Below are 23,740 nucleotides of genomic sequence, written 5' to 3'. Positions count from 1 at the left end.
TCTCCAGTTTGTTTCAGTTAAACGCTTAGTGTTGAGAAAAAAATCAATGTTCTTCAGATGCCATCGACAGATAGACAATCGTGAGGACCATGAAAATGAAAGCCTGCAACGAGATGATCAGGATGTGGAAAATGGCCCACGGCACATTCAGCACCCACTGCGACCACCACGGCAACAGACCGGCAATAAGGATAAAGATCAGCTCACCCGCATACATGTTGCCGAACAGTCGCAGACCGAGTGAAACCGGTTTGGACAGCAGGCTAACACCTTCAAGGATCAGGTTGATGGGGATGAAGATCGGGTGATTAAAAGGCTGCAGCGTCAGCTCTTTCGCGAAGCCGCCTACACCTTTCATTTTGATGCTGTAGAACAGAATCAAAATAAAGACGCCCAACGCCATAGACAGCGTGATGTTCACGTCTGCGGACGGCACGACGCGCAGCGCCGGCAGGCCCAGCCAGTGCTCGCCGATATACGGCAGCAGGTCGATAGGCAGCAGATCCATGAAGTTCATCAAAAAGACCCAGACGAAAATCGTCAGAGCCAGCGGGGCGATAAGTTTGCTTTTACCGTGGTACATGTCGCGCACGTTGCCATCAACGAAGCCGACAACCAGTTCGATAGCAGCCTGCATCTTCCCTGGCACGCCGCTGGTGACGCTTTTCGCCACTTTGCGGAACAACACCAGGAAGATGAATCCCAGCACCAGAGAGAAAAACATAGAATCGATATTTAATACCCAGAACGTCGCGGGAGCGTCGTGAGCATTCACTAACTCGAAGGTACGCAGGTCCAACTGAAGGTGCGTCAGATGGTGACCGATGTACTCTTGCGGAGTTTGAGTTTCTCCTGCAGCCATGATGCCTTTTACCCTTTGTTGTTAATTACCGCCGGTGCCAACATCTGAACCACCAGCACCGATAACCAGGTTATCCCAAGCGGCCAGAAAACCGCCCTGAAAACACCCAACGCCACAATGAGCAACACGATGGTTGCGATGACTTTGCCGATTTCGCCGAGGGCGAAACTCCACGCAACCCGTCCGGAAGCCGGGGATTGCCCTTGCAGGCGCCAGGCTAAAAACATGAACAACACGTTTGGCAGCCAGGCTGCCGCTCCGCCAGCAAGCGCAGAGACGCCCCAGGTGACATCTTTCAGGGCAAAGAGAGCGCCGATGATGACAACAGTCACCAGCTGGATTGCCAGCACGGTTCGGGCGAATTTTACACTGTAAAGAGACACTGACATGGCGCGGTTACTCTCCTGCCCCATAAGGGGTATGTCGCGTGTCGTATAAGACTGCCTTTACTCACTCGAGTCAAGCAGCAAAAGCCGTGCAAATTATACGGGCCGCACTTGCGATTTCAATCCGTAAGTAGCCAAAAGGTGAACAATTATTTAAATTTCTTTCCGAACGGCTATTTTTCCAAAGATTGGCAGGCGAAATTATGTGCCTGCGTAGCGGTAATTCGGCTTGAGCCTTGCTTTTAAAGCGTGCTTTAGATCACATTCCAAACACTGTTCCGCTATTCAAATTTGCTGACAAACAGTAGCGACGCCTATTAAATCGCTCATAATCTTTTGTAAATCAGAAACCTACTATTTTTCTCGCTTCGGGCTGGCGGTATTTTCGATAAAAACAGCGCATTGACAACCCAGAGTGAGGTAAAAACGTTAAATTGATATTACGTACGCGGAGTTATTACCCTGATATATTTTCCCGCGTGATTATCTGCACTCTTTACACAACAGCCTGAAGTGATCTTCGTGATAAATAAATGTGAATTAATCGTTAAATGTAACAGAGATTTTCGGATAATTTCCGCCAGCGCTGTTAACGTTATTTCGCAGCCGTCACGATTAAAATTGAGCCGCGCTGCGAAATCAACTGCCTGTTTTTTGAACAGCGAATTCACTAAGGCAAACGCGCGGGAATGCCTTAATCCCTTCACCTTTTAGGGCTATTCGCGTGCGATAACCACCAGATGACGTTCGCCATCCAGTTCGGGCACCTTAAGCGCTTCCACTGAGACGAGACGGAAACCGGCTGGCAGACTGGCGATCTCCTCGTCGGGACGTACGCCTTTCAGCGCATAAAAGTGTCCCTGCGCAGAAGGCAGATGGTGGCACCAGTTCACCATATCCTGCAGCGAAGCGAATGCGCGGCTGATAACGCCGTCAAACGGCGGCTCGGACGGAAACTCCTCTACCCTGCTCTGCACCGGCGTAATGTTAGTTAATCCCAGTTCATGCTGCACCTGGCGCAGAAAGCGCACGCGCTTGCCCAGGCTGTCGAGCAGCGTAAAGTGCGCCTGCGGCAGCACGATAGCGAGCGGAATGCCAGGTAGGCCCGGTCCGGTGCCGACATCAATAAAGCGTTCGCCCTGCAGATGAGGGGCCACCACGATACTGTCGAGAATGTGGCGCACCAGCATCTGCTGCGGATCGCGCACCGACGTCAGATTGTAGGCTTTGTTCCACTTGTCCAGCAGGCCGACATAGGCAACCAGCTGCTCTTTTTGTTGATCGGAGAGGGAAATACCGGCTGCCTTAAGCAGCGAAGTGAGTTTTGTGATCACAGCATAAGTCCAGTCAGCGGGGGCGAGTAGCCTCGCCCCGTTTCAGGTCAGGCGCTTTTGCGCAGCAGCCCTTGTTTTTTCAGGTAAATCAACAGAATTGAAATTGCTGCCGGCGTAATGCCGGAGATGCGCGACGCCTGGCCAATAGAAGAAGGTTTATGATCGTTGAGCTTGGCGATCACTTCATTGGACAGACCGCTGACCTGGCGATAGTCCAGCTCGGCTGGCAGCAGCGTATTTTCATTACGCTGCTGACGATCGATCTCTTCCTGCTGGCGCGCGATATAGCCTTCGTATTTCACTTGGATCTCAACCTGTTCAGCCGCCTGCGCGTCAGGCAGCGTCGGGCCGAAGCTCGGCAGGGCGGTCAGTTGCGCGTAAGTCATTTCCGGGCGGCGTAACAGGTCTTCCCCGCTCGCCTCTTTGGTCAGCGCGGTACTGAGCAACGTATTCACTTCGTCGACGTTCTCTGACTTCGGATGGATCCAGAGATCGCGCAGACGCTGACGCTCCTGCTCAATGGCTTCCAGCTTCTGGTTGTAGCGCGCCCAGCGGGCATCGTCTACCAGACCCAGTTCGCGGCCAGTTTCGGTCAGACGGAGATCGGCGTTGTCTTCGCGCAGCATCAGACGATACTCGGCGCGCGAGGTGAACATGCGATAGGGCTCTTTGGTGCCGAGCGTGCAGAGGTCATCCACCAGTACGCCGAGGTAGGCCTGATCGCGACGCGGCGCCCAGCCCTCTTTGTCAGCGGAGTGACGTCCGGCGTTAAGACCGGCCAGCAGACCCTGCGCGGCAGCTTCTTCGTAACCGGTGGTGCCGTTGATCTGACCGGCGAAGAAGAGCCCGTGAATATATTTGCTTTCCAGCGTCGGCTTCAGATCGCGCGGATCGAAGAAGTCATATTCGATCGCATAGCCCGGACGGACGATTTTCGCGTTTTCCAGACCTTTCATTGAGCGAACGATTTGCATCTGCACGTCAAACGGCAGGCTGGTAGAGATGCCGTTTGGATAAATTTCATTGCTGGTCAGCCCTTCAGGCTCCAGGAAGATCTGGTGCGCATTACGATCGGCGAAGCGCATAACCTTGTCTTCGATCGACGGACAGTAACGCGGGCCGATCCCTTCGATGATCCCGGCGTACATCGGGCTGCGATCGAGGTTATTGCGGATCACCTCATGGGTCTGCTCATTGGTATGGGTAATCCAGCAGGGAACCTGCTGCGGATGCTGCGACGCATCGCCCATGAACGAAAAGACCGGCATCGGGTTATCGCCATGCTGCGGGCTGAGCACCGAAAAGTCGATGGTTCGCGCGTCAATACGCGGCGGCGTACCGGTTTTCAGACGGCTGACGCGCAATGGCAAGGCGCGCAGACGCTTCGCCAGCGGAACGGAAGGCGGATCGCCAGCACGACCGCCGCTGTAGTTATCCAGCCCGATATGAATTTTGCCGTCGAGGAAAGTACCGACGGTGAGCACAACGGCTTTCGCACGGAACTTGAGGCCCATCTGGGTGACAGCCCCCACCACGCGATCGTTTTCGACGATAAGATCGTCGACCGCCTGCTGGAAGATCATCAGGTTGGGCTGGTTCTCCAGCGCGGTGCGTACCGCCTGGCGATACAGCACGCGATCCGCCTGTGCACGAGTAGCGCGTACGGCCGGGCCTTTGCTGCTGTTTAGTATCCTAAACTGAATGCCCGCTTTGTCGATCGCCGTGGCCATCAGGCCGCCTAAGGCATCCACTTCCTTAACCAGATGTCCTTTTCCAATGCCACCGATCGCCGGGTTGCAGGACATTTGTCCAAGCGTATCAATGTTATGGGTGAGTAACAGAGTTTGCTGACCCATTCGGGCAGCGGCCATTGCGGCTTCTGTGCCCGCATGACCACCACCGATTACGATGACGTCAAAAGGATCTGGATAAAACATGAAGTGGTACCTCGTTGATGAACTGGCAGGGATCGTTGCCCTGGGCGGTGGATTCTACTGAAATTCCGCCGAGGGTGAAAGCGGCGGGATCTGCGGGTTTAAAAGAAAGGATCTTTATTCTGTATATGATCTTTCTGTTAGATCTCTTTATTAGGATCGCCACTCTCTGTGGATAACCCAGAAAAGCTGGACATTATCAACCGGATAGAAAGGATCCTTTGCTGTGAATGATCGGTGATCCTGATCCGTATAAGCTGAGATCAAAATGCGGACTTATGCACAGCACAGAAAAGCATCAGCAGTTGTTCTTTGGATAACTACCGGTTTTACGCAGCAATCAAGCATAGTTATCCACAAATAAAGCGCACGCGATCGTAAAAAAACAGGCGTTTGAACTGGGGATCCGGCGAAATACCCGATCCCCTGCGGCAAAAGATCCGCTCAGAGATGGGCGGTCCAGCCGGTTAGCCAGGCTTCTGCCGGATCTTCGGGGATCTCATGCTCCAGCACGTCGATTTCCAGTCGCTCGCCGATGCGCTGTGCGCCGCGGGCGATCAAAAGCGCGTCCAGCGAACGAATAGCGCCGCAGAACAGATCGTATTCATGGTTGCCGAGGCCGATCGCGCCAAAGCGCAACGCCGACAAATCGGGCTGGGTTTCCGCAATGGCCTCATATAAAGGTTGCAGGTTGTCAGGCAGTTCGCCCGCGCCGTGGGTAGAACTCACCACCAGCCAGATCCCCTGCTGCGGCAGCTCATCCAGCGCCGGGCCGTGTAGCAGCTGTGTGGAAAAACCCGCTTCCTGCAGCTTCTCTTCCAGATGTTCGGCCACATATTCGGCGCTGCCCAGCGTGCTGCCACTGATTAAAGTAATGTCGGCCATGATGCTCTCCCGGAATAAAGGCGAGCATTGTACGCTGTGATCAAGCCGTGATCCACCTGTGGAAAACAGGGTTATCAGAAATGAAGATACGAACGCAGCCGCTGGCGCAGGCGGCGTTCGTAGAGGATAAGGTTATGCACAGGAAAAAAGGATCAGGGCTTAATGGTGCGCATGATCGGGTTTTGCAGTGAGATCAGCGTTTCGGTGGACTGGATTTCGTCAATGGTCTGGATCTTGTTGATCAGAACCTGCTGCAGCGCGTCAATAGACCGACACATAACCTTAATAAAAATGCTGTAGTGCCCGGTGGTGTACCAGGCCTCGACCACTTCATCAAGCGCCTCCAGCTTGCTCAGCGCGGCCGGGTAGTCGCGTGCGCTTTTCAGGATGATGCCGATAAAACAGCAGACATCAAAACCCAGCTGGCGCGGATCGATCTCCACGCGGGTGCCGAGAATAATGCCGGCCTGCTTCATCTTCTCCACGCGAACATGGATCGTGCCCGGACTAACGTTGAACTGTTTCGCCAGTTCGGCGTAAGCGGTGCGGGCATTGTCCAGCAGCGCATTCAGGATCCCGCGATCCAGGTTGTCCAGTTGCAGTGATTCGGCCATATCATCCTCGTGTCAGCTCTTCTTCTTTGAACAGAGGAGAATGTGCAGCAAAAAGTGCCGTCAGGCAATCTCCGGCAGCGGCGTTTGCCGCTGCCGTTGGGTTTACCGCTTACGCCACAGCGTGACCTGGGCCAGCGAATGCTGATATTTGCGCGCGGTCTCGCGGATGACAAAAGGAACATCCTGCGGGGCGTCGATCGGCTCGAACTCCGCCGCCAGCAGCCGCTGCAGCGCCTGTAACGTGTTGAGCGCTTCGCCGTTTTCGCGGATGCCGCCCAGCCAGTTCTCTTTCGGGGTAAAGGCTTCCAGCCAGGTGTAAGGAGAGGAGAGCAGCAGCAGACCGCCGGAACGTATCATCGGCGCGATATCCTGCAAAAAGCGCTGCGGCTGACGCAGACGATCGATAAGATTAGCGGCCAGCACCAGATCGTACTGTGCGGGTTGCGGTTTCAGATTGCAGGCGTCGCCCTGAACAAACTGAATACGCTGCGACTGGCCAGCGTCGAGACCGAACTCTTTCAGACGTACCTGACGATATTCCACCAGCTCGCCCTCTTCCTGCACCACGTAGCGGAAATCCTCGCCGGAGGCGAGCTGCAATGCCACATCAATAAAGCGTGCCGAATAATCCATCCCGATCACCTTTTCGAAATGGCGCGCCAGCTCGAAACTGGCGCGGCCGGTGGCGCAGCCGATATCGAGCGCGCTGCCGCGCGCCTGACAATGGGGCAGCGCCAGCGCCACCAGCGATTCGGCATAGTTGTCGACGCCGAAATAGCGCGGGCCGTACTGAAAGTCGAGATACTGCGACACCATGTCGTCGGTTTCGTAGGGATTAAGCGACATTGATTCCTGATGCGAGGAGACGACGTAGCGGAAGCCCGCATGCTGGAAAAAGTGGCGGCGAAACGCATAGCGCGACGATTTCAGCGCTTCATTGCCGGTAGAGATCCAGCTGCCGCCTTTGATCAGCGAATGTTTGCCGTCGAACGTCGGCGTGGAAAAGTCATCATAGAGCGGGTGCACGCGGAACCCTTCAAAGCCGTTAATCGGCGTGGTGGTCCACTGCCAGACGTTGCCTACGATGTCAAAAAAGTCGCCCTGGGCGAAGCGGTCCACCGCGCAGGAGGAGGCCCAGTACGCCAGGTTAAGGTTGCCTGGCGCCTGCTGCCACTCCGGCTGATCGCCTACGACCTGCTCGCGCAGCTGCATCCATTCGGCCTCACACGGCAGCTGGACGGGCGCGCCGGTCTGCTGCGCTTTCCAGCGGCAAAACGCGGCGGCCTCCAGCTGGTTCACTTCCGCTGGCCAGTCCCAGGGCATCGCCACCTCTTCAGTCATCAGGCGCAGCTTCAGCGCGTCGGGGTGCTTCACATCGCCAAGCCAGAAGGTCGGCATCTGCGCATCGGTAAAGCTGCGCCAGCCCCAGCCTTCGTCGTCCCAGTACTGACGCTGCTGATAGCCGCCCGCCGCGACAAACTCAAAGAATTCAGCATTGCTGACCAGCATTTTGCTCGCTTTAAAGGGCTGGAGTTCGACTGACTGAGTGCCATATTCATTGTCCCAGCCGTAGGTATCGTCGCTTTTCCCCTGCGTGACGACGCCGCCAGGCATCGCGATTAGGCTATTGGCGGGCACCTTGTTGCGCGTATGGCGCGCCTCCTGGCATACCGGCCACTGCGGCTGCGCTTGCACCCACTGGATGGGCAACTGGCGTATCAACACGCTGGAGGTTTCAAGATGGATGCGCTCATGTTCGATGCCCATCAGGATCACCCACGCCGGGCTTTCCCAGTCGATGGGCAGCTCCAGCGGCATGGTCTGAATAAAGCGCGTCACCAGACTTTTCACCTTGTGGCGGTAGTCGCGCACCTCTTGCACAGTGGGCCAGGCGTAGTGGCTGTCGTCGAGATCGTCCCAGCTCATCTCATCCACGCCTATCGCCATCATCGCCTCAATGCGATCGTCGATGCGCGCATCGATGTAGCGGCCCGCCATCAGCTTATTGATATAGAAAGAAGCGGTGTGACCGAAATAGAAGATTAAAGGATGGCGCAGCGTAATGGCTTTCGTGAACCAGGCGCGATCGTCGGCGAGACAATCGAACAGGCTTTCATACAGTTCCCAGGTTTGCGTGTAGTAAGCCAGCAATTCAGCGCGTTTATCTGCGACGCTGCTGCCGGAAAGGCGGACCGTACGGGTTGGCGCCGGTAGTTGTTGTTGTTGCTGGAAGAGGGTCACAGTGAACTCCGTTAGCTGAATAAACACAGCGGGTAGCTCACTATAGCAAATAAGGATTTCTGCTCCGTGACTAACGGCGCCAGCGGCGCAGCAGGCGGCTTTTCATGCCGGTGTCGAAACGCCAGATATGATCGAAGATACGCAGGATGCCGGGTTTGCCGTGAGCCGACATCGCCACGGCGTGAAAGCGCTGCTGCTGTTGCAGCTGGCGCAGCTTAACAACATTAACGATCTCGTCCGGCAGGCGCTGAGCGATAAAATCGGAGACCACAACGGCGTCGGCATCCTGCCACAGCGAGCCCTCCATGCGCTTGACCACGGCCGCCAGACAGGCGGCGAGGTCGGTGCCGCCGCGAAAACGCTGGCTGAGAAAGCGGATCGCCTGTTCCAGCCCGTCGTCGCCGGTGAGTTCGTAGCCGATAACCTCGTGGGCGAACAGCATAATATAGCAGCGGCGACGGTCGGCCAGCGCCACCTTGAGTAACGCAAGGCAGAACGCCTTAGCGCAGCGCTCATTGAAGCCGCCCATCGATCCTGAAGTATCAACGCAGACGATAAAAGGGCCGCGCGGCTGCTCTTCGTGCTGCTGGTGGCTGACCGGGCGCAACGTGACTTTTTCATGCCAGGCGTCGCCCTGTAGTTTGTAAGTCAGCAGGCGTTTTTCTACCAGGCGGCGATAAAACTCCAGCTCCAGCTCGCTGATGCTGATGGTCGCCAGCTCCGGCGGCAGCAGGCGCAGCACGTCGTCGCTCTGGTGAATGCCGCTCACCTCTTCCGGCACCGCGTCCGGCTCACGTACCAGCTGGTGGAACGCTTCCAGCGGCGCATCCTGCGAAGGCACCGACTTCGCCTCGCGGCTGCGGCCCAGCTGTTGCGCCAGCGCCAGTAGCTCCGGCTGCTGCGCCAGAAAGTCACCATACTCCAGCATCAGCTGATAATCGCCATGCTGCAGCGAGGCTTTGCTCATGTCCCATAAGCGACCGGCGGCGGCCTCGTCGTTTTCGCTCAGCAAAGGCGCCAGCTGGCCGCTCAGCGCCATGCGCTGCTGCAGTTCGGCCATTAACCTCTCACGCTGCTGTTCCAGCAGCTGTTCGTTAAGCGTCAGGGTTTGCAGCGTCAGGCTAAGGCGCCAGCGCTGGAGGAACAGCGTATGCTGCGCGCCGCTCAGTTGATGCGCATCGGTATGCAGCAGCAGCCGGTGCGCCTCTTCAAGAAAGGGCGAGGGCAACTGCGTCAGCCTGGCGAGTATCTCCGGCAGCTGCTGGCTGAAATCGTGATGGCTGAGCAGCTGGGCGCGCTGGAACAGCTGAAACTCGGCAGCCAGCGTTTCCGGCACCGGCGTCGCTTTCAGCTCGGCGGTGATCTCCGCTTTCCAGCGCGGCACATCGCGCATCATCGCCTGCTTCAGGCCGGGAAATTTTTCAAAAAAGATCGCCAGCTGCGGGGTGGCGAGCAGCGCAAGGATCAGCTCATCTATCAGTTCGGCTTCGCCAATGGAGAGCAGGGCGCTGAGCGTCTCCAGCGAGATCATTTACGCGCCTGTTTTAGTTGATCGGCCACATCCTGCAGGCTGGTTTCGATACGCGCCAGCCAGTCGTCGCTGATAAACAGGCAGCGCTGATGCTGGCTGAACTGGTGGCGCTGCGCGCGCAGCTGAGCCTCCAGCTCGTCCAGCGCCTCGCTGATTTCTGCGGGCAGTTCGCTGTGCGACACGGCGCCTGGCAGTGTCAGGCGCGCCGTTTGCAGGCTGACGTCGCGCAGCGCCAGACAATGCTGCGCATCCACCAGCAGATCGAGCGTCTGGGCGAAACCAATGCCGTTCAGCTTGCCGCGAATGTCTCCGCCCTTCAGCAACCACTGCTCCAGCGCGTCACGGGCGATCACCACATGGGTTACCTGCATATCGTGCAGCGTCAGCGGCTGTTGCAGCATCAGGGTCAGCTGCGCGTCGGCCAGGCTGGCGGGAAGCTCATAGTGCGGCTTGCGGCTGAACATGCCGCTGTGTTTTTCCAGCGTGATCGCCTGCGCCACGCTCTGCTGCTGTTGCAGCACCAGACGCCGCGCTTTGAGCTGCTGTAGCTTGAGCAGCAGCGTCTGCTGTTGCCACGCCTGCTGGGTCATTAGCTGATCAATGGCGCGCTCCAGCACCTGCATCGAGGCAACGTCGTGCCACAGACAATCCTTTAACAGAACAAGGTCGACTGGCGCGATAGCGTTACGGCCGCTGTAGAAGGCGCTCGCCTGCAGCAGATGTATCGCTTTTTTCCAGCGACGGTCGGAGATATAGGGCGCGTCGGGCAGCTTTTCCAGCTGCTGGCGCAGCTGATAGATCAGTTCGAAAACATTATCCGGCAGGCTGACCTGGCTGATGCCCTGCTGCCACTGATGATATTCTTCATCGCTGATGCGCAACGATTCCGCGACCGGATTGGCGTTCTCATCCTGCTGGTGGGTCAGCATGCTGCGAAAGTTTTGCTTTTCATGCACGTTGTCGAGCCAGAGACGGATCAGCATGCGGTCATATAACGCTTCCAGTCCGCTGTCCGCTTCCGGCAGTTCGTTTGAAGCGGTGACCAGCAGGCGCATCGGAATTTTTTCCTCGCTGTCCCCGTTGCGAAAGCGTCGCTCGTTAATTGCGGTCAGCAGGGTATTGAGGATAGCGGGGCCCGCTTTCCAGATCTCATCCAGAAATACAATTTCCGCGTCAGGCAGGTAGCCTTTCGTCAGGCGCTGATAGCGGCCTTCATCTTTTAGCGCCTGAATCGACAGCGGGCCGAACACTTCCTCCGGCGTTGAGAAGCGCGTCATCAGATATTCAAACGCGCGGGCGTGCTGAAAAGCGTACTTTAAGCGGCGGGCGATCAGGCTCTTGGCGATGCCCGGCGGGCCAAGCAGAAAGACGCTTTCACCGCTCAGCGCCGCCAGCAGGCAGAGGCGAATAGCGTCGTGGCGTTCGTACAAACCCTTCTCCAGGGCATTGCTGAGACGAGAAATTCTTTCTGCCAAAAGATGGGGTTGAGCCATAATCACTTCATTGTCCTTCTGTTACTGCTGCCGTCGTATTATGGCAGGCGCGCTACTCTACTGATTATGATGCGTGAAAGCGTTGATTGCCGTCCGCTTTTTTGTGTCACAAAATTCAATCATCGCATAATGCCGCTGCGGCTTGTAATGTCGCGAGAAAAATCGTCAGCGTCAGCTGCATTGATGAAGGAGCGATATGGGTTTTTTGGGAAATACGTGCATACTGTGCGCTTTTTGACAGCAAGAGCGATGGGGTTTCGCGCCTCTCTGCTCCAACAAAAGATAACTCTATGAGCTCGGATAACAAGCAATCACTTAGTGCGTTAACGCTGGCCGCAATTGGCGTAGTGTATGGCGATATCGGCACCAGCCCGCTCTATACCCTGCGTGAATGCCTCTCCGGTCAGTTCGGTTTCGGCGTTGAGCGCGAAGCGGTTTTCGGCTTTCTGTCGCTGATTTTCTGGCTGTTGCTGCTGGTGGTGTCGCTGAAATATATCAGCTACGTCATGCGCGCGGATAACGCCGGCGAGGGCGGGATTTTAACCCTGATGTCGCTGGCGGGGCGAAATACCGGCGCGCGTGCGACGGCGGTACTGGTCATTATGGGCCTGATCGGCGGCAGTTTCTTTTATGGCGAAGTGGTGATTACGCCTGCCATCTCCGTAATGTCGGCGATAGAAGGGCTGGAGATCGCCGCGCCGTCGCTCGATCCTTTTATCGTTCCGCTCTCAATCGCGGTACTGACGCTGTTGTTTATGATCCAGAAACACGGCACCGGCATCGTCGGCAAGCTCTTCGCGCCGGTGATGCTGGTCTGGTTCCTGACGCTGGCGGTGCTGGGCGTGACCGGCATTATGAAGAATCCGGACGTGCTGCAGGCGCTTAATCCCCTCTACGCGGTAAACTTTTTCGTTCACTACAAAACCATCTCCTTCTTTGCGCTGGGCGCGGTGGTGCTGGCGATTACCGGCGTGGAAGCTCTCTATGCGGATATGGGACACTTCGGCAAGCTGCCGATTCGCATCGCCTGGTTTATTGTGGTGCTGCCGTCGCTGGTGCTGAACTATTTCGGTCAGGGCGCGCTGCTGCTCAGCGATCCGAAAGCGATTAAAAACCCCTTCTTTCTGCTGGCACCTGACTGGGCGCTGATTCCGCTGCTGGTTCTGGCGACGCTGGCAACGGTTATCGCTTCGCAGGCGGTCATTTCCGGGGTCTTCTCGCTGACGCGCCAGGCGGTTCGCCTGGGCTATCTGCCTGGGATGCGCATCATTCATACCTCGGAGATGGAGTCTGGTCAGATCTACGTGCCGATGATCAACTGGGTGCTCTATTTTGCCGTACTGATTGTGATTATCAGCTTTGAACACTCCAGCAACCTGGCGGCGGCTTACGGCATTGCCGTGACCGGCACCATGGTGCTGACGTCAATTCTCTCCTGCACCGTTGCCGTGAAAAACTGGCACTGGAACAAGCTGGCGGTCGGCCTGATCCTGACGCTATTTCTCTGCATCGACGTGCCGCTCTTCTCCGCCAACCTGATTAAGCTCTTCTCCGGCGGCTGGCTGCCAATCTGCCTGGGTCTGGTTATGTTCCTGATTATGACTACCTGGAAGAGCGAGCGTTTCCGCCTGCTGCGCCGGATGCATGAACACGGCAATTCACTGGAGGCGATGATCGCCTCGCTGGAGAAGTCGCCGCCGGTGCGCGTGCCGGGCACTGCCGTCTATATGTCGCGCGCGCTGAACGTGATCCCTTTTGCGCTGCTGCATAACCTCAAGCACAACAAGGTGCTGCATGAGCGCGTAGTCTTTCTGACGCTGCGCACCGAGGACGCCCCTTACGTGCACAACGTGCGCCGCGTAGCCATAGAGCAGCTGTCGCCGACCTTCTGGCGCGTCGTGGCAAGCTATGGCTGGCGCGAAACGCCGAACGTGGAGGAGATTTTCCACCGTTGTGGTCTGGAAGGGCTTAACTGCCGGATGATGGAGACTTCGTTCTTTATGTCGCACGAGTCGCTGATTATGGGCAAACGTCCCTGGTATCTGCGCCTGCGCGGCAAACTCTTCCTGGCGCTGCAGCGCAACGCCCTGCGCGCGCCCGATCAGTTTGAGATCCCGCCGAACCGGGTTATTGAACTGGGCACCCAGGTCGAAATCTGATTTCTACCAGCGCAGGGCGACACAGAGTCCGCCGCCCTGACGCTGGCTGAAGCTGAGCTGCATAGCGTGCAGCTGCGCAACATTGCGCACAATCGACAATCCCAGCCCGCTGCCGCTTTTTTCCTGTCCCGGCGGCCGCCAGAAGCGTTCGCCCAGGCGCTGCATTTCCGCCTCGCTCAATCCCTTGCCGTTATCCTCAACGCGCAAGCTGCGGCTTTCCATTATTACTCTGACCTCGCTGCCTTCAGGCGTATAGCGAATGGCGTTGTCCAGCAGGTTGCGTGCCAGCAGTGACAGCAGCAGCGGATGGCCCTGAATCACGGGTTCGGCGCTGCTTTCCAGACGCAGCGCGACGCCGACGCGGTCAGCTTGCGGCAGTTGCTCGGCCAGCGCCTCCTGCAACAGACGCTGTAGATTGACAGGCTGGAACGCGTCGCGCGCGTCCTCTGCCTCGGCGCGCGACAGCGTCAGTAGCTGATCTACCAGCCGCGTGGCGCGCTGAATGCCGCTATCCAGCTGGCGTAAAGCGTGCAGACGCATCGCCTCATCGTCAGCGGCAAGTTGCACCACTTCGCTCTGTACGCGCAGCGCCGCCAGCGGGCTGCGTAACTCATGGGCGGCGTCGGAGGTAAACCGGCGCTCGCGCTGGACCATTGCGCTGATGCGGCTGAACAGTCCATTCAGCGCTTCTGTCAGCGGTTTGACCTCCAGCGGCACCTGGCCAGCATCCAGCGGCCTGTCGTCGTCCGGCGCGCGCTGCGCCAGTAGTTTTGTGATGCGCTTGAGCGGACGTAGCTCGCGCCATACCAGCACGAGCAGCAATAACAGCATCAGCGGCAGCGCGATTAGCCAGGGCAGGATGCTGCTTTTCACCAGCGTTTCCGCCATGTCGTCACGGTACTCCCACTCCTGGCCTACCACGATTCGGTGTTGTCCATCCGGCGTCGTCAGCCAGACAAAACGCCAGGCGTCGTCGTCATCGGTGAGCCGCCCGTCGTGGAATCCTTGCGCGTCAGCGTCGAACGGCAGCATTCTGCCGTTTTCGCCGTCGTTCAGTACCGGTTTGCCGTCGCGGGTAAAAATCGCGAAGGCGAGGGCGTCGTCATCCTGATTGCCGCGATGCTGGCGCAGCAGCACCTTATTCTTCGGCAACGTGGCGCTGTCGGGCGCGGCAAGGTCAAGCGCCATCAGGCGCTTAGCGAACAGTAGCTGTTGCGTATCGAACAGCTCGTTGATGGTGGCGCGCGTCTGTAACCAGACACTCAGGCTGGCGCTGCCCCAGCAGAGGCCGAGCAGCAATACAAAGCCGATGCCGAGCCGGAGAAACAGGCTCATTCTGCTTCTCCCAGAATATAACCGACGCCGTGTACGGTGCGGATAAAGGCGGTGCCGAGCTTTTTACGCAGGTGGTGAATATGCACTTCAACCGCGTTGCTGGAGACGTCGGCGTCCCAGCTGTAGAGCTTCTCCTCAAGCTGGCTGCGCGTCAGCACGCGGCCAGGATTGCGCAGAAAGAGTTCCAGCAGCGTCAGCTCGCGGCTCGTTAAGGTCAGAGGTTCGCCATCCAGCGTAACGCTGTGGCTTGCGGGCTGCATAATCAGCCTGCCGTGGCGCAGTTCTGGCTGTAGCTGGCCGTGACGGCGGCGGATCAATGCCTGCAGCCGCGCCGCCACTTCGGCCAGCGCGAAGGGTTTACAAAGGTAATCGTCAGCGCCGAGCTGCAGGCCTTCGACACGCTGATCGAGGGCGTCGCGCGCGGTCAGGATCAGTACTGGCACCTCCGCGCCCTGCTGTCGCCAGGCGCGCAGGATATCCAGTCCATCGCGCTGCGGCAGCGATAAGTCGAGGATCACCGCGTCCCAGGGCGCGGCATGCAGCGCGGCGAAACCCTCGTCGCCGGAGGTAAACCAGTCAACGCTGAAGCCCAGCTTGCCCAGTCCGGCCTTGATGCCGTCACCAATCAGCCGGTCATCCTCAATCAGTAAAATGCGCATAATCTCTCCTTAATCCGCAAAGGCTTTATACGAAGCAGAACGCCGCTTGTACAGGCGATATCGCGACTTTTCGCCTTTTTTTACCCCTTAAGATCCTGTTAAGAACTGGCTGTTTTAATAAGGGCGTACACAAGAGACATTCATGGAAAAGAGGTGAAAAGATGAAAAAGCATGCCGCACTTTTAGCTATCCTGGCGCTGGCTACTGCGCCGGTTTTTGCCGCCGCGCAGGGTGGATTCGTCGATGCGAATGCGCCTGCAGCCCAGGCGAAACAGGGAGGTTTTCAAAACGATCAGGGCAGCGTGGTGACCGTTAAGCAGGCGGAAGAGATGAAAGATGACAGCTGGATCACCGTACGCGGCCAGCTGGAGAAGCAGATCGGCGATGAAGATTATCTGTTCCGCGACGCTACCGGCACCATGAAAGTAGAGATCGACCACAAGCGCTGGGATGGTCTGACTATTACGCCGAAAGACCGCGTTGAGCTGACGGGCGAGCTGGACAAAGATTTCAACAGCATTGAACTTGACGTCAAACGGGTACGCAAAGCGCCCTGATACTGACCACACCGGGCCGCTTCAGCGGCCTTTTTCCTACCTAAGCCAAATTCTCGTCAGCGAGCGCGAAACGTTTCGATGACGATCACACTTCTCGATCTCCCCCGTTGAGTTACCGCCGCCATTTCATACACTGCCGCTAGCGAAACGTTTCGCTCTGGAGCAGAAAATGAAAAAAGGTCGCCTGTTAAACGCTGAACTCTCTTACGTGATTGCCCGCCTGGGCCATACGGATACGCTGACTATCGCCGATGCTGGTTTACCGATCCCGGCGGGACCGCAGCGCATTGATCTGGCGCTTACGCCAGGTACGCCCGATTTTATGCAGGTGGTGGAAGCCGTTACGCTGGAGATGCAGGTGGAAAGCGCCCTTATTGCGGAAGAGATTAAGCAGCACAATCCGCAGCGCCATAGCGAGCTTCTCGCTGTGCTCGAAGCTTTGCAACAGCACCAGGGAAACAGCATTGCAGTGCGTTACATCAGTCACGAACAGTTCAAACAACAGACTCAACGCAGTCAGGCGGTCATTCGCAGCGGAGAGTGCTCTCCGTTTGCGAATGTCATCCTGAGCGCTGGCGTCACCTTCTGAGGCCGTTATGCAACCCTTATTACAGCTCCAGGGGATTGAGAAGTCCTTTCCCGGCGTAAAGGCGTTAAAGAGCGCGTCGCTGGCGGTCTATCCAGGACGCGTCATGGCGCTGGTAGGCGAGAATGGCGCCGGTAAGTCCACCATGATGAAGGTGCTGACCGGTATCTATAGCCGCGATGCGGGTTCGCTGCGCTGGCTCGGCGAGGAGACCACCTTCAGCGGCCCCAAAGCGTCGCAGGAAGCGGGCATCGGCATTATTCACCAGGAGCTGAACCTGATCCCTCAGCTCAGCGTGGCGGAAAACATCTTCCTCGGTCGCGAGTTCGTTAACCGTTTTGGCCGCATCAACTGGAAGCAGATGTATGCCGAGGCGGATGCGTTATTGAAGCGCCTCAACCTGCGCTTTAACAGCCACAAGCTGGTGGGCGATCTGTCGATCGGCGATCAGCAGATGGTGGAGATCGCTAAGGTACTGAGCTTTAAGTCGCAGGTGATCATCATGGATGAGCCGACCGACGCGCTTACCGATACCGAAACGCTGTCGCTGTTTCGCGTTATCAACGAGCTGAAGGCGCAGGGCTGCGGCATTGTTTATATCTCTCACCGCATGAAAGAGATCTTTGAGATTTGCGATGACGTCACGGTTTTCCGCGACGGCCAGTTTATTGCCGAGCGTCCCGTAAACACGCTCAGCGAAGAGAGCCTGATCGAGATGATGGTGGGGCGCAAGCTGGAAGATCAATACCCGCGCCTCGACCAGGCGCCGGGCGACATTCGTCTCAAGGTTGAAAACCTCAGCGGACCGGGCGTGCACGACGTCAGCTTCACGCTGCGTAAAGGCGAAATTCTTGGCGTGTCTGGGCTAATGGGCGCCGGACGCACCGAACTGATGAAGCTGCTCTATGGCGCATTGCCGCGCAGCAAAGGCCGTGTCTGGCTCGACGGGAAAGAGATCGCGACGCGCGCGCCGCAGGACGGGCTGGCCAGCGGCATCGTCTATATCTCTGAAGACCGCAAACGCGACGGACTGGTGCTGGGCATGTCGGTGAAAGAGAACATGTCGCTGACGGCGCTGCGCTATTTCAGCCGCGGCGGCAGCCTGAAGCACGCCGCAGAGCAGCTGGCGGTAGGCGATTTTATTCGCCTTTTTAATATCAAGACGCCCTCAATGGATCAGGCTATCGGTCTACTCTCTGGCGGCAATCAGCAGAAAGTGGCCATCGCGCGCGGGCTGATGACGCGTCCCAACGTGCTGATTCTGGATGAACCGACGCGCGGCGTTGACGTCGGCGCGAAAAAAGAGATTTACCAGCTTATCAATCAGTTCAAAGCCGAAGGGCTGAGCATCATCCTGGTTTCATCTGAGATGCCGGAAGTGCTCGGCATGAGCGACCGCATCCTGGTGATGCATGAAGGCCGTTCCGGCGGCGAATTTACCCGTGAGCAGGCGACGCAGGAATCTTTAATGGCGGCAGCCGTAGGCAAGCAACACAGCGAGGATTTAGTTGTATGAGTACTCAAACCTTACCGTCCAGCCGTCGCTGGTTCAGCAAAGCCTGGCTGATGGAACAGAAATCGCTGATTGCGCTCATTGTGTTGATCGCAGTGGTAGCGAGCCAGAGCCCCAACTTTTTCACCGTAGCGAACCTGTTCAATATCCTGCAGCAGACCTCGGTCAACGCCATTATGGCTGTTGGTATGACGCTGGTGATCCTGACTTCCGGCATCGATCTCTCGGTGGGATCGCTGCTGGCGCTAACGGGTGCGGTAGCCGCTTCGCTGGTGGGTATGGAAGTAAACGCGCTGGTGGCAGTGGCGGGCGCGCTGGCGCTGGGCGCGGCGATTGGTGCCGTTACCGGCACTATTGTGGCGCGCGGCAAAGTGCAGGCCTTTATCGCCACCCTGGTGATGATGCTGCTGCTGCGTGGCGTCACGATGGTCTACACCGACGGCAGCCCGATTAATACCGGCTTTAACGACAACGCCGATCTCTTCGGCTGGTTCGGTATCGGCCGCCCGCTGGGCGTTCCGACGCCGGTGTGGCTGATGGCTGTCGTCTTCCTGCTCGCCTGGTACATGCTGCACCACACGCGTCTCGGCCGCTATATCTACGCGCTGGGCGGCAATGAAGCGGCGACGCGCCTCTCCGGCATTAACGTAAACCGCGTAAAAGTAATCGTCTATGCCCTGAGCGGCATGCTGGCGGCGCTGGCGGGCACCATTGAAGTCGCGCGCCTCTCTTCCGCGCAGCCGACGGCGGGTACCGGCTACGAGCTGGACGCTATCGCAGCGGTGGTGCTGGGTGGCACCAGCCTGGCCGGGGGCAAAGGACGCATTATGGGCACGCTGATCGGCGCGCTGATCCTGGGCTTCCTTAATAACGGCCTGAACCTGATGGGCGTCTCTTCCTACTACCAGATGATCGTAAAAGCGGTGGTAATCCTGCTGGCGGTACTGGTGGATAACAAAAGCAGTAAATAACTCTGACCTTTACACAGGATGAAATGATGAAAAAGTTGACCGCACTGGCAGTGATCCTCGGCGCGACCTTAAGCGCCAGCGCAATGGCGAAGGATACCATCGCGCTGGTGGTATCTACGCTGAATAACCCCTTCTTCGTTTCGCTGAAAGAGGGCGCGCAGAAAGAGGCTGACAAACTGGGCTATAACCTGGTGGTGCTGGATTCGCAGAACAACCCGGCAAAAGAGCTGGCTAACGTGCAGGATCTCACTGTGCGCGGAGCCAAACTGCTGCTGATTAACCCAACCGACTCCGATGCGGTCGGCAACACGGTGAAAATGGCGAACCAGGCGAATATTCCGGTGATCACGCTCGACCGCGTGGCGGCGCAGGGCAAGGTGGTAAGCCATGTCGCCTCCGACAACCGTTTCGGCGGTAAAATGGCGGGTGACTACATCGCTAAACGCCTGGGCGACAGCGCGAAGATTATTGAACTGCAAGGCATTGCAGGAACCTCTGCGGCGCGCGAGCGCGGCGAAGGCTTTAAGCAGGCCGCCGATGCGCATAAATTCCAGGTGCTGGCGAGCCAGCCGGCGGACTTCGATCGTACTAAGGGCCTGAACGTGATGCAGAACCTGCTGCAGGCGCATCCGGACGTGCAGGCAGTATTTGCGCAAAATGATGAAATGGCACTTGGCGCGTTACGCGCATTGCAAACCGCCGGGAAATCTGATGTCGTGGTAGTCGGCTTTGACGGCACCGCCGACGGCGTGAAAGCGGTTGAAGGCGGCAAGCTGGCGGCGACAGTCGCTCAGATGCCGGATAAGATCGGCATGATTGGCGTTGATACCGCTGATAAAGTGCTGAAAGGTGAAAAAGTGCAGGCCATCAATCCCGTTGACCTGAAACTGGTCACCAAATAACTCAAAGAAAAGCAGGGCAATGCGCCACCCTTAAACCGGTGGCGCACTCTTTCTGGATCACACCCTATGAGCAAAAGCGCAAAACTGGCCGTTCTCGGCAGCATTAATGCTGACCACATTCTTAACCTCGCGCACTTTCCCCGTCCCGGCGAAACGGTGATCGGGGAGCAGTACACCGTTGCGTTTGGCGGCAAAGGGGCGAACCAGGCGGTTGCCGCCGGACGGGCTGGCGCAGATATCGCCTTTATCGCCTGTCTTGGCGATGACGCCATCGGCGAACGTATCCGCGCGCAGCTGACGCGGGACGGCATTGATGTCGCCTCAGTTGAGACTGTCAGCGGTGAACCGACTGGCGTGGCGATGATTTTCGTTAATGGCGAAGGTGAAAACAGTATCGGCATCTGCGCTGGCGCCAATGCGGCACTGACGCCCGCCTGCGTGGCGCGTCATCAGCAGGTTATTGTTAACGCCTCGGCGCTGCTTATGCAGCTGGAGTCACCGCTGGAAAGCGTATTAGCCGCGGCGAAGCTTGCTCGCGCCCATCAGACCCAGGTCATCCTCAATCCCGCCCCGGCGACCCCGCTCGATGATGAGCTGCTCGCGCTGGTGGATATCATTACGCCCAATGAAACCGAAGCGGAAAGCCTGACCGGCATCGCCGTTACCAGTGATGAAGAAGCCGCCCGCGCTGCTGAGGCGCTGCACGCCAAAGGCATTGGTACGGTACTCATTACGCTGGGACGCCGCGGCGTCTGGCTGAGCGAGCAGGGCAAAGGCGAACGCATTGCCGGTTTCACGGTGAAAGCGGTAGATACCATTGCCGCAGGCGACACCTTTAACGGCGCGTTTATTACGGCGCGGCTGGAGGGCAAAAGCCTGCATGAGGCGGTGCGCTTCGCCCATGCGGCGGCGGCTATCGCCGTCACGCGTCCGGGAGCGCAGCCCTCTGTGCCGTGGCGCGCGGAAATTGATGATTTTTTACTTCAGCAGAGTTAAGCCTTGGCAACCATGAAAGATGTCGCCCGCCTGGCGGGCGTCTCCACCTCTACCGTCTCGCACGTTATCAACAATAACCGTTTTGTCAGCGAAGCGGTGCGCGAGAAGGTCGAGCAGGCGATCAGCACGCTAAACTATGCGCCCTCGGCGCTGGCGCGCAGCCTCAAGCTTAACCAGACGCATACTATCGGTATGCTGCTGACGACCAGCAGCAACCCCTTCTACGCCGAAGTGGTGCGCGGCGTTGAGGATAGCTGCTACGAGCGCGGCTACAGCCTCATCCTTTGCAATACGGCTGGCGATGAAGATCGCATGAATCGCAGCCTGGAAACGCTGCTGCAAAAGCGCGTCGACGGACTGCTCATCATGTGTACCGAAAGCCACCTGCCGTCGGCGGCTATTCTTAACCGCTATCCTTCTATTCCGACCGTCATGATGGACTGGGCGCCGTTTGAGGGACGTGGGGATATTATTCAGGACAATGCGCTGCTGGGTGGCGAAATGGCGACGCAGCATCTGATTGATACTGGCTATACGCGCATCGCCTGCATTTCCGGTCCGCTGGATAAAACGCCGGGGCGCATGCGTCTGCAGGGCTATTACCATGCAATGGAGAAGAATGGTCTGGCTATCCCGCCCGGCTATGTGGTTAACAGCGACTTTGAGTTTCAGGGCGGCTATAGCGCCATGAAGCAACTGCTGGCGCTGGCGTTACCGCCGCAGGCGGTGTTTACCAGTAACGATGCAATGGCGGTCGGCGTTTATCACGCGCTGTTTGAAGCCGGGTTGCGCATCCCGCAGGATATCGCGGTGATGGGATATGACGATATTGAGCTGGCGCGCTATCTGACGCCACCGCTCTCTACCATTCATCAGCCGAAAGATGAGCTGGGCCAGCTGGCGATAGATACGTTAATCCATCGCCTGAGCGATCCCGACGCCAGCCAGCAAACCCTGGTGCTGACGCCGGAACTGGTGGTACGCGCTTCGACCTAAGCGTTTTTTTTCTTTTTATCGCGGTTGGTGATGAGATGACGCCCATCGCCGGACCGCAGCAATGCAAAGGTAAAGGCCGAGATCACCGTTACGATACCCATCGTCAGAAAGGTCGCATGGAACTGCGTAACGGTGTCGGTTTCGAATTCCTGATAAAAACGCAGCACCGCCGCACTCACCGCGACGCCAAAGCTAATCGACAGCTGCTGCGTTACCGCCAGCACGCTGTTGCCGCCGCTGGCGTTCTCATCATTCAGATCGGCCAGCGTGATGGTATTCATTGCGGTGAACTGCGTTGACATCGACATACCAAGAATAAACAACGGCAGCAGCAGCAAAATAATGCTCTCAGCGGGTGACTGCAGCGCAAAGCTGGCGATTAAGATGCCGATGATGACGGTTATGCCGACCAGCGTACGGCGATAGCCGAACAGGCGCAGCACCTGAGTCACCGTCGATTTCGCCAGAATCGAGCCTATGGCCGTAGGCGCCATCATGCAGCCCGCCACCACCGCTGAAAAACCAAAGCCGACCTGCAGCATTAACGGCATCAGGAAGGGTACGCAGCCGGTACCGAGGCGCGAAGCAATATTACCGATAATACCGACCGAAAAGGTACGGGTCTTGAACATCGGCAGGCTGATCAGGGGGGAGGCATGGCGACGCGCATGAACAATATAAAGAAGCAGTAGTATTACGCCCATAGCCAGCACGCCCGATGCCAGCCAGGCGGAGACGATGCGCTCGCCGAACAGCTCGATGCCGATAGAGAGCAACACCAGCCCGGCGCCGAACAGCAAGAAGCCGAGGAAATCGAAGCGACGCTTAGGAAGCGTGAAGTCCGGCATATATTTCCGCGCATAGAAAATGCCAAGGATGCCGACCGGAATGTTGATCAAGAATATCCAGTGCCAGGTCGCGTAAGTGACCAGCAAGCCGCCGAGCAGCGGACCCAGTATCGGGCCGACCAGACCAGGCATAGTTACGAAGTTCAGTACCGGCAGAAGTTCGCTGCGCGGGTAGGCGCGCAGCAGCGCCAGACGCGCTACGGGCATCATCATCGCGCCGCCAACGCCCTGAATGATGCGTGAGATAACCAGCACCGTCAGCGATTGCGAAAAGGCGCAGGCCAGCGAACCAAGGGTAAAGAGCGAAACGGCGATGATAAACACCTTGCGTGTACCGAAGCGGTCAGCGAGCCAGCCGCTGACGGGAATTAACATCGCGACGGTAAGCGTGTAGCTGATAACGGCGGACTGCATGGCCAGAGGAGAGCGTTCGAGACTGTGAGCGATGGCGGGTAACGCGGTGTTGAGAATGGTGGCATCCAGTGCCTGCATAAAAAACGCCATGGCGGCTATCCATGGCAGACCGGCCATACTGCGCGCGGATCGTATCATCGAAAATCCTTCTATATATATGTGTCAGTAACTGGCGGGGAACCGAAGTGACAGCATAGCATCGGCATAAAGGGGCAGGGGGGCAATTTCCATCGCGCATGTCCGTTTCTGTGCGGTTTTTCACCTGGAAAAGCGTGCTTTTAAACCGTTCGGTTAAAAAAAAGGCATCCGGAAATTAATTTCAAAGAAATGCTTGTCAGCCGGAAAGAACTCCCTATAATGCGCCTCCACTGACACGGCACAACGGCTTACGAAGCGCAGTGTTCAGGAGGCTCGGGAAGCTGAGCCGCCGGAGAAAAGCGAAGAAAAAAGTGGTTTAATCTGACGGCGGAAAGCGTAATATACGCCACCTCGCAGCAGAAGGCTCAGCCGCTGACTGCACCGCT

The 23,740-nt window shown here is 57.5% G+C and carries 20 protein-coding genes; 8 read left to right on the top strand and 12 right to left on the bottom strand.

The features are described from left to right. Window positions 1-43: 43 nt before the first annotated feature. The 9 genes from atpB to ravA form a co-directional block, all read right to left on the bottom strand. Window positions 44-862, bottom strand: a complete 819-nt coding sequence (atpB, locus tag B3797_RS08480) for a F0F1 ATP synthase subunit A (RefSeq protein ID WP_311784313.1) — start codon at window positions 860-862, stop codon at window positions 44-46. An 8-nt stretch (window positions 863-870) separates the two neighbouring features. Continuing rightward, window positions 871-1,251 (bottom strand): F0F1 ATP synthase subunit I, encoded by a 381-nt coding sequence (atpI, locus tag B3797_RS08475; RefSeq protein ID WP_120457847.1) that lies wholly within the window; start codon window positions 1,249-1,251, stop codon window positions 871-873. A 713-nt stretch (window positions 1,252-1,964) separates the two neighbouring features. Next, complete coding sequence (gene rsmG / locus B3797_RS08470) at window positions 1,965-2,582, bottom strand: 16S rRNA (guanine(527)-N(7))-methyltransferase RsmG (RefSeq protein WP_120457689.1); 618 nt, start codon at window positions 2,580-2,582, stop codon at window positions 1,965-1,967. Between the two features lie 47 nt (window positions 2,583-2,629). Continuing rightward, complete coding sequence (gene mnmG, locus B3797_RS08465) at window positions 2,630-4,519, bottom strand: tRNA uridine-5-carboxymethylaminomethyl(34) synthesis enzyme MnmG (RefSeq protein WP_311790864.1); 1,890 nt, start codon at window positions 4,517-4,519, stop codon at window positions 2,630-2,632. Between the two features lie 441 nt (window positions 4,520-4,960). Beyond that, complete coding sequence (mioC, locus tag B3797_RS08460) at window positions 4,961-5,401, bottom strand: FMN-binding protein MioC (RefSeq protein ID WP_311784309.1); 441 nt, start codon at window positions 5,399-5,401, stop codon at window positions 4,961-4,963. A 152-nt stretch (window positions 5,402-5,553) separates the two neighbouring features. Next, complete coding sequence (gene asnC / locus B3797_RS08455; RefSeq protein ID WP_033755376.1) at window positions 5,554-6,015, bottom strand: transcriptional regulator AsnC; 462 nt, start codon at window positions 6,013-6,015, stop codon at window positions 5,554-5,556. A 102-nt stretch (window positions 6,016-6,117) separates the two neighbouring features. Beyond that, window positions 6,118-8,256, bottom strand: a complete 2,139-nt coding sequence (gene ovoA, locus B3797_RS08450; RefSeq protein ID WP_311790863.1) for a 5-histidylcysteine sulfoxide synthase — start codon at window positions 8,254-8,256, stop codon at window positions 6,118-6,120. 70 nt (window positions 8,257-8,326) lie between these two features. Next, window positions 8,327-9,787 carry an ATPase RavA stimulator ViaA gene (viaA, locus tag B3797_RS08445; RefSeq protein WP_311784307.1) on the bottom strand — a complete coding sequence of 487 codons (1,461 nt, stop codon included), beginning with the start codon at window positions 9,785-9,787 and terminating at the stop codon, window positions 8,327-8,329. Beyond that, complete coding sequence (ravA, locus tag B3797_RS08440; protein ID WP_311784306.1) at window positions 9,784-11,280, bottom strand: ATPase RavA; 1,497 nt, start codon at window positions 11,278-11,280, stop codon at window positions 9,784-9,786. Before ravA ends, viaA begins: the two co-directional genes overlap by 4 nt. A 290-nt stretch (window positions 11,281-11,570) precedes the next feature. Here ravA and kup point away from each other — a divergent pair, with 290 nt between their 5' ends. After that, on the top strand, window positions 11,571-13,439 hold the full coding sequence (gene kup, locus B3797_RS08435; protein WP_311784305.1) for a low affinity potassium transporter Kup: 1,869 nt from the start codon (window positions 11,571-11,573) through the stop codon (window positions 13,437-13,439). Between the two features lie 3 nt (window positions 13,440-13,442). Here the strand turns inward: kup and qseC are convergent, their stop codons facing one another. Further along, window positions 13,443-14,774: a quorum sensing histidine kinase QseC gene (qseC, locus tag B3797_RS08430; RefSeq protein WP_311790862.1), complete on the bottom strand. Its 1,332-nt coding sequence runs from the start codon at window positions 14,772-14,774 to the stop codon at window positions 13,443-13,445. Beyond that, window positions 14,771-15,433, bottom strand: a complete 663-nt coding sequence (qseB, locus tag B3797_RS08425) for a quorum sensing response regulator transcription factor QseB (RefSeq protein ID WP_311790861.1) — start codon at window positions 15,431-15,433, stop codon at window positions 14,771-14,773. Before qseB ends, qseC begins: the two co-directional genes overlap by 4 nt. 161 nt (window positions 15,434-15,594) lie before the next feature. Between qseB and B3797_RS08420 the strand changes: the two genes are divergently transcribed. From B3797_RS08420 to rbsR, 7 genes are all read left to right on the top strand, one after another. Beyond that, a complete protein-coding gene (locus tag B3797_RS08420) occupies window positions 15,595-15,990 on the top strand; it encodes a YgiW/YdeI family stress tolerance OB fold protein (protein WP_126690149.1) in 396 nt (131 codons plus the stop codon). Window positions 15,991-16,159: 169 nt separating this feature from the next. Beyond that, window positions 16,160-16,579: a D-ribose pyranase gene (gene rbsD, locus B3797_RS08415; protein ID WP_311784301.1), complete on the top strand. Its 420-nt coding sequence runs from the start codon at window positions 16,160-16,162 to the stop codon at window positions 16,577-16,579. A gap of 7 nt (window positions 16,580-16,586) precedes the next feature. Further along, window positions 16,587-18,092: a ribose ABC transporter ATP-binding protein RbsA gene (rbsA, locus tag B3797_RS08410; protein WP_311784300.1), complete on the top strand. Its 1,506-nt coding sequence runs from the start codon at window positions 16,587-16,589 to the stop codon at window positions 18,090-18,092. After that, a complete protein-coding gene (gene rbsC, locus B3797_RS08405; RefSeq protein WP_311790860.1) occupies window positions 18,089-19,060 on the top strand; it encodes a ribose ABC transporter permease in 972 nt (323 codons plus the stop codon). The genes rbsA and rbsC overlap by 4 nt, the downstream gene beginning before the upstream one ends. Window positions 19,061-19,086: 26 nt before the next feature. Next, entirely contained in the window at window positions 19,087-19,962 is an 876-nt protein-coding gene (rbsB, locus tag B3797_RS08400; RefSeq protein ID WP_311790908.1) for a ribose ABC transporter substrate-binding protein RbsB, read from the top strand. A 66-nt stretch (window positions 19,963-20,028) separates the two neighbouring features. Beyond that, on the top strand, window positions 20,029-20,958 hold the full coding sequence (gene rbsK / locus B3797_RS08395; protein ID WP_311784298.1) for a ribokinase: 930 nt from the start codon (window positions 20,029-20,031) through the stop codon (window positions 20,956-20,958). Window positions 20,959-20,970: 12 nt separating this feature from the next. Further along, window positions 20,971-21,954: a ribose operon transcriptional repressor RbsR gene (rbsR, locus tag B3797_RS08390; protein ID WP_311784382.1), complete on the top strand. Its 984-nt coding sequence runs from the start codon at window positions 20,971-20,973 to the stop codon at window positions 21,952-21,954. Here the strand turns inward: rbsR and mdtD are convergent. Further along, window positions 21,951-23,354: a multidrug transporter subunit MdtD gene (gene mdtD / locus B3797_RS08385; protein WP_311790859.1), complete on the bottom strand. Its 1,404-nt coding sequence runs from the start codon at window positions 23,352-23,354 to the stop codon at window positions 21,951-21,953. The two genes, rbsR and mdtD, sit on opposite strands and share 4 nt — an antisense overlap. Between the last annotated feature and the right edge of the window lie 386 nt (window positions 23,355-23,740).

Source organism: Pantoea sp. UBA5923 (assembly GCF_002431095.1).
GTDB classification, from domain to species: Bacteria; Pseudomonadota; Gammaproteobacteria; order Enterobacterales; family Enterobacteriaceae; genus Pantoea; species Pantoea piersonii.
This window is presented reverse-complemented; position numbering and strand designations above follow the sequence as displayed.

Bases quoted from the DNA above. Each gene is read 5' to 3' on its own strand.
- qseC (WP_311790862.1), bottom strand. From the start codon at position 14,774: ATGAGCCTGTTTCTCCGGCTCGGCATCGGCTTTGTATTGCTGCTCGGC.
- atpB (WP_311784313.1), bottom strand. From the start codon at position 862: ATGGCTGCAGGAGAAACTCAAACTCCGCAAGAGTACATCGGTCACCAT.
- asnC (WP_033755376.1), bottom strand. From the start codon at position 6,015: ATGGCCGAATCACTGCAACTGGACAACCTGGATCGCGGGATCCTGAAT.
- rbsD (WP_311784301.1), top strand. From the start codon at position 16,160: ATGAAAAAAGGTCGCCTGTTAAACGCTGAACTCTCTTACGTGATTGCC.
- rbsC (WP_311790860.1), top strand. From the start codon at position 18,089: ATGAGTACTCAAACCTTACCGTCCAGCCGTCGCTGGTTCAGCAAAGCC.
- B3797_RS08420 (WP_126690149.1), top strand. From the start codon at position 15,595: ATGAAAAAGCATGCCGCACTTTTAGCTATCCTGGCGCTGGCTACTGCG.
- rbsK (WP_311784298.1), top strand. From the start codon at position 20,029: ATGAGCAAAAGCGCAAAACTGGCCGTTCTCGGCAGCATTAATGCTGAC.
- rbsB (WP_311790908.1), top strand. From the start codon at position 19,087: ATGAAAAAGTTGACCGCACTGGCAGTGATCCTCGGCGCGACCTTAAGC.
- atpI (WP_120457847.1), bottom strand. From the start codon at position 1,251: ATGTCAGTGTCTCTTTACAGTGTAAAATTCGCCCGAACCGTGCTGGCA.
- mnmG (WP_311790864.1), bottom strand. From the start codon at position 4,519: ATGTTTTATCCAGATCCTTTTGACGTCATCGTAATCGGTGGTGGTCAT.
- kup (WP_311784305.1), top strand. From the start codon at position 11,571: ATGAGCTCGGATAACAAGCAATCACTTAGTGCGTTAACGCTGGCCGCA.
- rbsA (WP_311784300.1), top strand. From the start codon at position 16,587: ATGCAACCCTTATTACAGCTCCAGGGGATTGAGAAGTCCTTTCCCGGC.
- viaA (WP_311784307.1), bottom strand. From the start codon at position 9,787: ATGATCTCGCTGGAGACGCTCAGCGCCCTGCTCTCCATTGGCGAAGCC.
- ravA (WP_311784306.1), bottom strand. From the start codon at position 11,280: ATGGCTCAACCCCATCTTTTGGCAGAAAGAATTTCTCGTCTCAGCAAT.
- mioC (WP_311784309.1), bottom strand. From the start codon at position 5,401: ATGGCCGACATTACTTTAATCAGTGGCAGCACGCTGGGCAGCGCCGAA.
- mdtD (WP_311790859.1), bottom strand. From the start codon at position 23,354: ATGATACGATCCGCGCGCAGTATGGCCGGTCTGCCATGGATAGCCGCC.
- qseB (WP_311790861.1), bottom strand. From the start codon at position 15,433: ATGCGCATTTTACTGATTGAGGATGACCGGCTGATTGGTGACGGCATC.
- rbsR (WP_311784382.1), top strand. From the start codon at position 20,971: ATGAAAGATGTCGCCCGCCTGGCGGGCGTCTCCACCTCTACCGTCTCG.